Below are 10,166 nucleotides of genomic sequence, written 5' to 3'. Positions count from 1 at the left end.
CGCAGAGAGCACTGATGAGAATAAAAACACAACAACTATTATTCAAAGATCTATTATTCGCTTTATGTTCAAAAATCTATCATTAAAAAACAAACTGGCAATCTCTGCCAGTGCCGCCATCATTCTAGGGGGAGTGCTGGTAGAGGGGCTGTCTTTTCGAGATTCATTAAATAGGCTCGATGTCGAAGTCGCACAGCGACTAGAAAGCACTAGCGCATCTTACAATCAATACGTAAAGGACTGGCTACTCTCTAAAGAGCGCGCACTAACTTCACTCTCTTCTGATTCAGAGAAACGTTCTCTGGTTACGCATTTGAAACAAGTCCGAGACTCTGGCGCGTTCGATAACGTTTTCCTCGCTTACCCGGACGGGTCACAAGACAACGCTAATGGGGTGGTTTTGCCACCAGGTAATAACGATCCTCGTAAGTGGGGCTGGTACACCAATGCAATCGCCAACCCATCGAAAGTCTTTATGGATAACCCGACCGTCGCAGCTGCCACGGGGGCTAACGTCGTGTCGCTCGGTAAAGCCCTGCAATTGCATGGTCAAACCGTCGTTCTGGGTGCTGACGTAGAGATCGGTGATATCCTGAACAGTCTCAACCAAGTGATCCTACCGGGTGAAGGTTATATGTTTATTGCCAATGAACAGGGCAATATTTTCACTCATAACAACGGTAAACTGCTGAATCAACCGGTTAGCAAGCTGGGCCTCAACAACAACGACATTACGTCTGCCGCACGTTCAGGTACAGAGCGTCGCGTCTCTATTAACGGCACCGAATATGTGATTTACGCGCGCCACATAGAGGGTACCAAGCTCACAACAGTGACGGTGTTAGATCAAAACTCGTTGGTTGCCCCACTTTACGATGCTGTTTGGGATCAGATCATCGCAACCACCATCGTCGTCGTTATCTGCGTAGCTTTGTTTAATCTGCTATGTAACATCTTGTTCCGTCCGCTCTACAACGTTTCGAATGCGCTTGCACAAATCGCAAACGGTAGCGGCGACCTAACTCAACGCATCAAAGTAGAAAACCGTGACGAAGTTGGTGAGCTGGCTGAAAACTTCAACCAGTTCGTTGAAAGTTTGCAGCAACTTATTGGTCACATTCGTCACCAAGCGGAAGAACTGAGCCAACAATCGGAGCTGAGCACGAATCGCGCGAATCAATCGGTTTCCGATCTGAACCATCAGCAACAAGAAATCACGATGGTGGCGACCGCTGTGACTGAAATGGCATCGGCAACGCAAGAGATTGCAGCACATGCAGAGCAGACGGCTAAAGCCGCTCAAGACTCTTCAGCGAGCACACAAAATGGTCATGAGTTAGTGATCAACTCCAAGTCATCCATCAACAATTTGTCTTCTGAAGTCAACCAAGCGAGCGTTGTCATCGGCGAGCTCAACCAGCACGCGCAAGACATCTCAACCGTACTATCAACGATTCGAGACATCGCAGAACAAACCAACTTACTGGCTCTGAATGCGGCGATTGAAGCGGCGCGTGCAGGTGAACAAGGTCGCGGTTTTGCCGTTGTTGCAGACGAGGTTCGCGTGCTATCACAACGCACACACACCTCAACCGAAGAGATTCGCTCGACGATCGAGACCTTGCAGCAAACCACACAACGCGCTGTGACCATCATGGATACAAGCTCTCAGCTCGCGCAAGGTTCGGTGGAAGATGCAGATCGCGCAGCACTGGCTCTGGATGAAATCAACGCGGCCGTTGCGCTGATCAGCGATATGGCAACGCAAATCGCGACCGCCGCCGAAGAGCAAACGCACGTAACCAATGAAATCACGCAAAATGTCACGTCCATTAAAGATGTGACCGATCACTTGGTAGTTGGTGCCGAAGAATCGATGAATCAATCTGCTGAGCTGAAATCGCAAGCTGAGGATCTCAACTCGAAAGTGGCGACGTTTAAACTGGCTTAAACGCCACATTAAGGACGCTCTTAAAAACAACAAACCCCGCTAGCAACTTTGTTACTAGCGGGGTTTGTTTTTATGGATCGACGTTTTTATTGCAGATAGCTTTCCAAAGACGTAAACCTACACCGCCACACACATCGGCGTGCCTGAGATTGGGTCATTAAATACTCTCGCTTGTAAATCAAACACCGATGACAACATGCCTTCTGTCATTACCTCTTGCGGTGTTCCCTGCGTGACTAACTGACCTTTTTCCAACACCACCAAATGATCGCAGTAACGGCACGCTTGGTTTAGATCGTGCAGCACTACGACCACTGTTTTGCCTTTGTCGTTCATCTGCCTCATGAGTTTCATCAGCTCAACTTGGTGAGAGAGATCCAAGTAAGTGGTTGGCTCATCAAGCATCACTACGTCGGTATCTTGCGCCATTACCATCGCAATCCACGCCCTTTGCCTTTGACCGCCAGACAGCGATTCAACTGGCTTGTCAGCAAACTCAATCACGCCAGTATCTTGCATTGCTTGCTCGACTAAGGTCTTGTCTTGTTGACTTAACCGGCCCCAATGAGAGAGATAAGGCGAGCGGCCATATTCGACCAGTTTTCTGACGGTAATACCTTCAGGACTGACAAGAATCTGCGGCAGCAAAGACAACGAACGCGCCAAGCGTTTATCACCGTAGCTGCTTAGTGGTTTGTCGTCATACAACACTTGGCCAGAAGCGGGTTTATTGATGCGTACCAAGGTTTTTAATAGTGTCGATTTACCGCAACCATTTGGACCAACTAGTGCGGTAATTTTACCTTGAGGAATCGACAAAGAGAGATCTGGAATGATGGTCTGTTTGCCGTACGCGACGGATAAGTTCTGCGTTCGTAACATGCTTACCAACCTCTATAACGATACAAAAGAAAAATGAAATATGGTGCGCCAATAACAGATGTCAGCACTCCCGCTGGTAGCTCAATTGGTGGCTGTAAGCCTCTCGCTAAACCATCGGCGCAAATCACCAACAAAGCGCCAAGGGTTGCAGCGGCTGGAATCAACAACTTGTGGTTGTGGCCAAACAGCAAACGCGCAAGATGCGGCGCAAGCAGGCCAACAAAGCTGATCGTGCCTGCCACAGACACACTGATACTCGCAAATAGCACGGCAGCAATCAACGCAATAATTTGGATCTGTCTTGGTTTCGTGCCAAGTGTAGTGGCGCTTTCTTCTCCCAGTCCCATAACATCTAGCCGCCAAGCCAGCCAAAACGCCAATGGTAGTAGCAGCAATAAAGCACTCCAAATAAACGGCACTTGTTGCCAGTTTCGTCCCCACAAACTGCCGGTTAGCCATACCATCGCCGTGTTGATTTCAATAGGGTGCACAATCAGAAGAAAATCGATACCGCTAGCTAAAAATGCGCTGACAGCAACACCAATCAGCGCCAAACGTGCTGGTGTTGGTTTCGACCAGTAAGCCAGCACAGCAATAAAGCCAGCAGCAAGCAAGCCTCCCGCCATGGCGACCATCGGCAACATTGCCACTGGCGCATTCGGATACAGCACCAAACAAGCGGTAGCCGCCAGTCCTGCTCCGGCGCTTATCCCCATTAAATCTGGTGAGGCAAGTGGATTACGGATGACGCCTTGAACTAAAACGCCTGACAGCCCCAACCCAGCGCCCACGCCAATGGCGAGCAACATTCTCGGTAATCGATATTGGTGAATCACAAAGTCCGAGTCAGAGAAAGAAAACAGTAATGCAAAAACCTGTTGAGCCGACATGTTCGCCGCACCAACAAACAGCGTGAGAGAAGACGCAATCAGCAACAATCCAACTAATGCAAACAGTTTGGTTTGATTCATCATGATGATTTCCTCATTGCAATCGCGATAAAGCAAGGTGTGCCCAACAGCGCGGTAATCACGCCCACTGGCGTTTCAGCCGGAAAAGCAATCGCTCGTGATAAAGCATCTGACCACGTCACCAATGCCGCGCCACACAAGGCGGAAACCGGAATGAGAATGTGATAGTTGTGACCAACAATCGGGCGTACCAAGTGCGGCACTAACAACCCGACAAAGCCAATTGGCCCAGCAATCGCTACGCTAGTTCCTGCCAACAGCACAACCGCTAAACCACTGATAAATCGCGTAAGACGAATGTTACCACCTAGCCCAACAGCAACTTCGTCCCCCAACGCGAGTAAATTTAAGTTTCGCGCTAAGCCCATGGCGAGCACCAAACCTAAAGTCGCAAAAGGCCACAGTTGCTGCCACTGTTCAGAATCTACCGCGGAGAGTGAACCCGTTAACCAATGCAACACGCTGTAAGCCATGTCATCCGCCAAAATTACCGACGCACGAGTTAACCCTATCAGCAGTGCACTGATGGCAATGCCCGCTAGCACTAAACGCAATGGGTGAGAACGCGCGGAAAAAAAACCGCCCAACAACATGACCGCACCACCACTTAGTAGCGCGCCGAGTACTGCGTTGATGATTGAGTTCAATTGACTAAAGAATGGTACGCCGATGGACGCCAAGGCCATAAAACAAGCCGCACCAGCATTAATGCCGAGAATGGATGGCGACGCCAAAGGGTTACGAGTTAATCCTTGCATCAGCACTCCGGATACCGCAAGCGAAGCGCCAATTAATAACCCAGCATAGGCACGAGGCGCACGCAGCGTCGCGAGGATTTGATGCAGCATATTGCCCTCATCAAACGCAAACCAATAGCTTGTCAGATCATTAACGCTCAAAGAAAAGTTGGACCAGCCAATCATTGAGGCTGCATAGCCTGAGAGCGTACACAACGCCATAGCACAGACAAACAAGCTCGCTTTCCAATGCGATTTGCTAACCGAAGACGCGCTTTCCGAGCTTATCGCCGCACTCATGAGCGCTCCAATAACGCTTCAAGATTGCGGGCAATTTCTTCCGCAGCCAACATGCCGCGATTTAACGACCACAGTTCAGGAGAAACCTCAACAAGTTGCTGTTTTTTCGCAGCAGTTAGCAACTTAAACAATGGATTTTTGCGCCACTCATCCACAATATTTGGTTGAGAGTAAAGTCCAACTAACAACCAATCAGGGTTGGTTTTTAGTAAAAGTTCGAAACTGGTTGGGATATACGCTTTTTGCTCAGATGGAGCCAGCGGGCTTTGGATGCCCAGCATACTCAAAACGCCCCCAGCGTAAGAAACCGGGCTATGCAACCACATCCCTTTGTCAGAAACCACACCAAACTGAATGGTTTCTTGTGTTGCAAAATGCTGTTTGAACTCCGCCATTGTCTGTTTGTGCTGCTCAATTCGTTGTGTCATTTTCGCTTGTTTGCCAATTGCCACGCCGATTTTGTGTGCGGATTCGAGATTTTCTTGATATGTCTCACCACGGCTTTTTAACAGCAAAGTTGGCGCAATTCGCTGCAAATCTTGATAAATCGCGCGATGACGTTCTGCATCAGCAATGATCAAATCCGGCTTGAGCACCGCAATCGCCTCTAAACTCGGTTGCGAGCGCATGCCGACCGATTGCCAAGGACCAACCTTGGCACGAACAGCAGGAATGACTCGTGTGGCATCGTTGTCATCGGCGACGCCTACAGGTGAGACATCGACTGCCGCTAATGCATCGACAAACGAAAATTCTAAAACCACAATACGTTGAGGTATCGCTTCTAGCTCAAAAGTGCCTTGCTCATCTTGCACGCTGCGCGCCTGAGAAAATGCGCTAAATGACATCAAAGCTGAGCTCAACAGCATCAGCAAAACTGTTGAAAAGTGTTTGATCGTAAATTGTTTTTTATTTTTCATCTTGCTTTTTTCCAGTGCTAAGAGTTTTCCATTACCTAAGATCGGCAAAGTCGCCAAGGTAAATTGGCGACTTTTCTTTTCAAACTCGGTGAACGAAACGCTTAAAACTGATAGTTCAGATCCAGTGTGTAAGAGCGTCCCGGAGCTGGGTACCGACCAACTGGGCTTGTATCAATCCCGCGGAAGTAATACTCCTCGTCAAACAAGTTGTTCACCGCAACATTCATGCGTAACTTGCCTTTGTCGTCTTTGTATAAATCCGTCCCCAAGTTGAAGTTCCACACCATGTAAGATGGTACTTTACCCGTTGCGCCAGTTGCATCTTCGGCACTGGTGTTGGCGTTATCGGTATACGAATCACTAAAGTAGAAGCCCGATAGCGTGGTGTCCATGCCGTAAAATGCGTAGGTTGCATCCCAACCAAGCTGATGCTTAGAGGTGTAAGGCAGTTGATTACCTTTATTCGCGCCTTCTTCTTCAAGCGTAGCGTCTAGATAGTTGTAGCTTGCGCCTAAACTCAGTGCAGGTAGTGCTTCAGGCACGTAACGAGCAGAAAGCTCTATGCCTTGGTGAAGTGTTTTTCCGATGTTATCGAAGGTCTGCGTTGAGCTTTGCCATTGCAATTGATCTTCAAAGTCGATGCGATAAAGTGCAGCGTTAAAGCTGGTCGCATCTTGGGTGTAACGCGCGCCGACTTCGTAGTTCCAAGCCAGTTCGCTACCTTCTTCACCCAAACCTCGGATGTAGGCAATTTGTGGCGCACGAAGTGATTTTTGCGCGTTCGCATACGTCACCCACTGGTCAGTTAAGTTGTATGCCACCGTCAAACCTGGCAACCATTCCGTCACGGTGTTGTCTGCCGTTTGTTTTTTACCACGATCGGTAAACGTCATTCGAACCGACTCAACACGCAACCCAGGCGTTACCTTCAATGTATCATTGAACAAACCAATTTCGTTGCTAACGTATCCAGCAAACGCGTCCGTATCTAGATGCCAATCACGCGGAACGCTGGTTGCACCACCGGCGATTGGAGTCTGAGTGAGTTTGTAGTCAATGTCTTCATTAACATAACGGGTACCCACGATCCAGTTTTGAGTAACGGATTTACCTTCGCCAAAGTACATCGCCATTTTTGGCTCTATACCATACACGGTAAATTCACGTGGAGAGGTACGAACGTCCGTCGCTGGCAGAGCCGGATCCGCCCAATGGCCACCCGCGCTGTTAAAGCCCCACTTGAAAAGACGCTCTGACTTATGGCCAAACGTTAGCACTTCTAGCTCGGCACTGTCGGCAAATGGCAAATCGTGGATGTACTTAACACTCCAGCGCGTCGACTTACCTTCATAATCATCGTAAGGACGTTTCGATTGGTGACGATCTTGCTCGTAATCTTGTGGCGAAAGTGCGCCCGGCATTTGCGTTTCAGCATCGTAACGTTGCAGGAATGCTTGAATCTCTTGAGTGTCACTCAGTAGCCACTGTGCTTTGGCTTGGAAGTTCTTCACGTCCGTATCGGAATGTTCACGGAAGCTTTCACCTTTTAGGAAGTTACCTTCCAACTGTAGTGCAAATGTGTCGCTTAACCAGCCGCCCGTGCGTAGGTAAAAATCATTCAGCGGCGCATCACCGCCATCAAACACGGTAAGGCGGTTACTGATTTCAGTTTGCCACGTGTGTGGAATCGGTTTGGTCACTAAGTTGATCACACCACCGACGTTGTTTGGGCCGTACTGTACTGCGGCACCACCGCGTACAATGTCAATACGATCAAGCATCGACAGTGTTGCTGGGAAGATAGACTGACCAGTGTGACCATATGGCGCAAGTGTTAGCGGTACACCATCCATCAAGAACTGAGCATGACCACTACGGCTTGCTTTCAAACCACGTACGGAAATGTTAGGCAATACGCCCGTTCCGCTTTCATCCTGAACTTTAATACCCGGCACGCGCTGTAGCGCGTTATCAATCGAGCCTGCGGCGGTTTTCTCGATTTGATCGCGGGTAATGACGGTACGAGCACCTGGGTACTCTTTGACGTCTTCAATTTCAGATTTACCAATCACGCTACCAGTGACAACGACGGTTTCCATCGTGGTAGTTTGTTCTTTTTTAGCAGGAGCAGCAACCGCGCTCATGGATGTGGCAAAAGCGATTGCAATCGCAAGCACACTGTAAGTGGTAGACAAACCAGCACGTACACGCACTTTACCATCCAAATTCTGGTAAGACATTAAGATCTCCTTTGCGAGAAATTGAGCCTCGGGCAGAATACATCCCGTAGGCTCTCGGGGCTAAACATCCTCAATATGAGGCAAAAATCGGCTAACAGGCGCTAACTACGCACAAAAAGCCTAGAACTGATATCCGTAGCTGAGCATGAACTCGGCTGGTGCGCCGTAGCCAATCTGGTTTAAGCCAGACGTGCCGTTTGTTGCGCCAAGAATGTATTTCTCATCCAAAATGTTGTAAGCGTTCGCTTGGATTTTGTGACGACCAGTGGTGTACGCCGCCATCAAATCCACCGTTGTGTAATCGCCAAGTGCGACGGCTTCGTCGTTACCTGCGTAACGGTCGCCCACGTACTTCACACCACCGCCTAAACGCCAGTTGTCATCCAATTGGTAAGTGCTCCAAAGAGAGAACAAGTGGTCTGATACATCGTTAGGCTTTTTGCCTGTGGCTTTGTCTTCCGCATCTAAGTAGCTGTAACCAACAGAGATGTCCCACTGTTTGGTGATTTGGCCGCGAGCCTCTAATTCAATGCCTTGGTGACGCACTTCAATTTTATCGATCACATCGCCGTCCACGTTAGTTTGTGGTTGCTCTTGATCAATCTGGAACAGTGCCGCATTCAACATTAATGCGTTATCCAAAAGGTACGCTTTCGCACCCACCTCTTTTAAGTCGGTGTGGAAGAATTCCGCCAATTTTGGATTGATGTAGATACCAGCGTACGGTAACTGCCAAGAGCGCGCTAAACTGGCGTATACGGATGTGTCGGAATTGATGCGGTATACCAAACCAGCACGGTAGCTGACTTTGTCATCATCCAACTTTTCCTTATCTGAGCCCGCTTTTTGTTGTTCGAGCTCCATCGAGTCGTAACGCACGTTACCGATCAAAGAAAGGTCGCCCCACGTATAGACGTCTTGCACATACAAACCTGTCGTGGTGGTGGTATTGTCACGAAATGGCTTAAAGCCCGGATCAGGCGTTGGACCAACGACTGGGTCGTATATATTTTGCGGAGGAAGCGTTTTGTCACTTGCCAACGTTAGGTCGATATCGATCTGGTTGAAATCTGCACCCACCATCAATTGATTGTCCCTGGTTTCCCAAACCAACTCAGATTGTAAAGTGGTCGTAGTACGTGGATCGTAACCAAAGTTGTTGACGGTTTGAGACACTTCATTACCCGTCACTTTGCCCTGACGCGTGCCTTTTTGCTCAAGTTCGATATGGTTGAACGCCGCTCGGTTGTTCCATACCCATTGATCATTCAGACGCCATTCGTAATCCACCGCAATACGGAGACTGTCTGACTCCTGATAGTCGTTTGTACCGCCAAAGTAAGTGCTTACTGGCAAATCAACTGGCTTGCCATTTTTTGATGGCACACCACGATACGGCACTAGTTCTTGATGGGCGTATTCCACGTCAATATCAATGGTGTGACCTTCCGCTGGTAACACACGAATGGTCGGTGCAATGAAGAAATCGTTTGAATCAACATGATCAACGTACGAGTCGGCTTGACGGTATTCCAAGTTAATACGCCCGTTGACCTTATCTGTAAACGCCATTGAGCTGTCGACCTGACCAACATATTGGTTGTTGCTGCCTACACTACCGTTTACGTGAGTAAAATTCTCACCGTTAGCGCGTTTCGTCACCAAGTTGATGATGCCCCCAGCCGAACCACGGCCATACAAAGCACCCGCAGGGCCTTTCACAATTTCAACGCGTTCAACGTTCGCTAAGCTGCGGTAAGACTGCAACGTACCGTCATCTCGCAAGCCATCACGGTACATATCGTTGAGTGAATCAAAACCACGGATCATGAACTGATCGCGGCTGCCTTCGCCCAAGGTGTTATTGACCCCGGCTACCCCATCTAGCGCATCCACTAAACGCACCGCGCCTCGGTCTTGCATTTCTGTTTTCGTTACTACGGATACCGCTTGTGGCACATCAAGCCATTCCACATCGGTTTTGGTGCCTGATTGAGGCATGTGTTCAGCATAACCTTCGTACTGATGACCGAAGACTTGAATCGTTTCAGTTGCTGATGGGGTTGAGTTCGTCTCTTCTGAAGCCACTGCGCTTGGTGCTACTAATGAAGAACCAATCGCGACCGCCAAGGGGGTCAGGGTCAATAATTTATTCATTCCATAAT

The 10,166-nt window shown here is 48.9% G+C and carries 7 protein-coding genes; 1 reads left to right on the top strand and 6 read right to left on the bottom strand.

Annotation, left to right across the window (positions count from 1 at the left end; translation table 11 throughout):
- Positions 1 to 64: 64 nt before the first annotated feature.
- Positions 65 to 1,951, top strand: coding sequence for a methyl-accepting chemotaxis protein (locus tag CAG68_RS00285; RefSeq protein WP_025768674.1), 1,887 nt, complete (start codon positions 65 to 67; stop codon positions 1,949 to 1,951).
- A 117-nt stretch (positions 1,952 to 2,068) separates the two neighbouring features.
- Here CAG68_RS00285 and fecE read toward each other — a convergent pair whose 3' ends face one another.
- The 6 genes from fecE to CAG68_RS00255 form a co-directional block, all read right to left on the bottom strand.
- Positions 2,069 to 2,833, bottom strand: coding sequence for a Fe(3+) dicitrate ABC transporter ATP-binding protein FecE (gene fecE / locus CAG68_RS00280; protein ID WP_017634499.1), 765 nt, complete (start codon positions 2,831 to 2,833; stop codon positions 2,069 to 2,071).
- 2 nt (positions 2,834 to 2,835) lie between these two features.
- Positions 2,836 to 3,807: a FecCD family ABC transporter permease gene (locus CAG68_RS00275; RefSeq protein WP_161440631.1), complete on the bottom strand. Its 972-nt coding sequence runs from the start codon at positions 3,805 to 3,807 to the stop codon at positions 2,836 to 2,838.
- Positions 3,804 to 4,763, bottom strand: coding sequence for a FecCD family ABC transporter permease (locus CAG68_RS00270; protein ID WP_250654690.1), 960 nt, complete (start codon positions 4,761 to 4,763; stop codon positions 3,804 to 3,806). The genes CAG68_RS00275 and CAG68_RS00270 overlap by 4 nt, the downstream gene beginning before the upstream one ends.
- A gap of 74 nt (positions 4,764 to 4,837) precedes the next feature.
- Entirely contained in the window at positions 4,838 to 5,761 is a 924-nt protein-coding gene (locus CAG68_RS00265; RefSeq protein WP_025768676.1) for a Fe(3+) dicitrate ABC transporter substrate-binding protein FecB, read from the bottom strand.
- Positions 5,762 to 5,862: 101 nt separating this feature from the next.
- A complete protein-coding gene (gene pvuA / locus CAG68_RS00260; RefSeq protein ID WP_161440630.1) occupies positions 5,863 to 8,001 on the bottom strand; it encodes a TonB-dependent siderophore vibrioferrin receptor PvuA in 2,139 nt (712 codons plus the stop codon).
- A gap of 120 nt (positions 8,002 to 8,121) precedes the next feature.
- Complete coding sequence (locus tag CAG68_RS00255) at positions 8,122 to 10,158, bottom strand: TonB-dependent receptor (RefSeq protein ID WP_005383467.1); 2,037 nt, start codon at positions 10,156 to 10,158, stop codon at positions 8,122 to 8,124.
- Positions 10,159 to 10,166 lie beyond the last annotated feature (8 nt).

The organism is Vibrio sp. V42_P2S4T144 (assembly GCF_009904715.1).
Lineage (GTDB): Bacteria > Pseudomonadota > Gammaproteobacteria > Enterobacterales > Vibrionaceae > Vibrio > Vibrio alginolyticus.
Note: the sequence above shows the minus strand (reverse complement) of the source record. Positions and strands in the feature narration are given on the sequence as shown.

What these genes read in the sequence shown, in the direction of transcription:
- fecE (WP_017634499.1), bottom strand. Translation starts at nt 2,833, where the DNA reads ATGTTACGAACGCAGAACTTATCCGTCGCGTACGGCAAACAGACCATC.
- CAG68_RS00275 (WP_161440631.1), bottom strand. Translation starts at nt 3,807, where the DNA reads ATGATGAATCAAACCAAACTGTTTGCATTAGTTGGATTGTTGCTGATT.
- CAG68_RS00285 (WP_025768674.1), top strand. Translation starts at nt 65, where the DNA reads ATGTTCAAAAATCTATCATTAAAAAACAAACTGGCAATCTCTGCCAGT.
- pvuA (WP_161440630.1), bottom strand. Translation starts at nt 8,001, where the DNA reads ATGTCTTACCAGAATTTGGATGGTAAAGTGCGTGTACGTGCTGGTTTG.
- CAG68_RS00265 (WP_025768676.1), bottom strand. Translation starts at nt 5,761, where the DNA reads ATGAAAAATAAAAAACAATTTACGATCAAACACTTTTCAACAGTTTTG.
- CAG68_RS00255 (WP_005383467.1), bottom strand. Translation starts at nt 10,158, where the DNA reads ATGAATAAATTATTGACCCTGACCCCCTTGGCGGTCGCGATTGGTTCT.
- CAG68_RS00270 (WP_250654690.1), bottom strand. Translation starts at nt 4,763, where the DNA reads ATGGCGTTGTGTACGCTCTCAGGCTATGCAGCCTCAATGATTGGCTGG.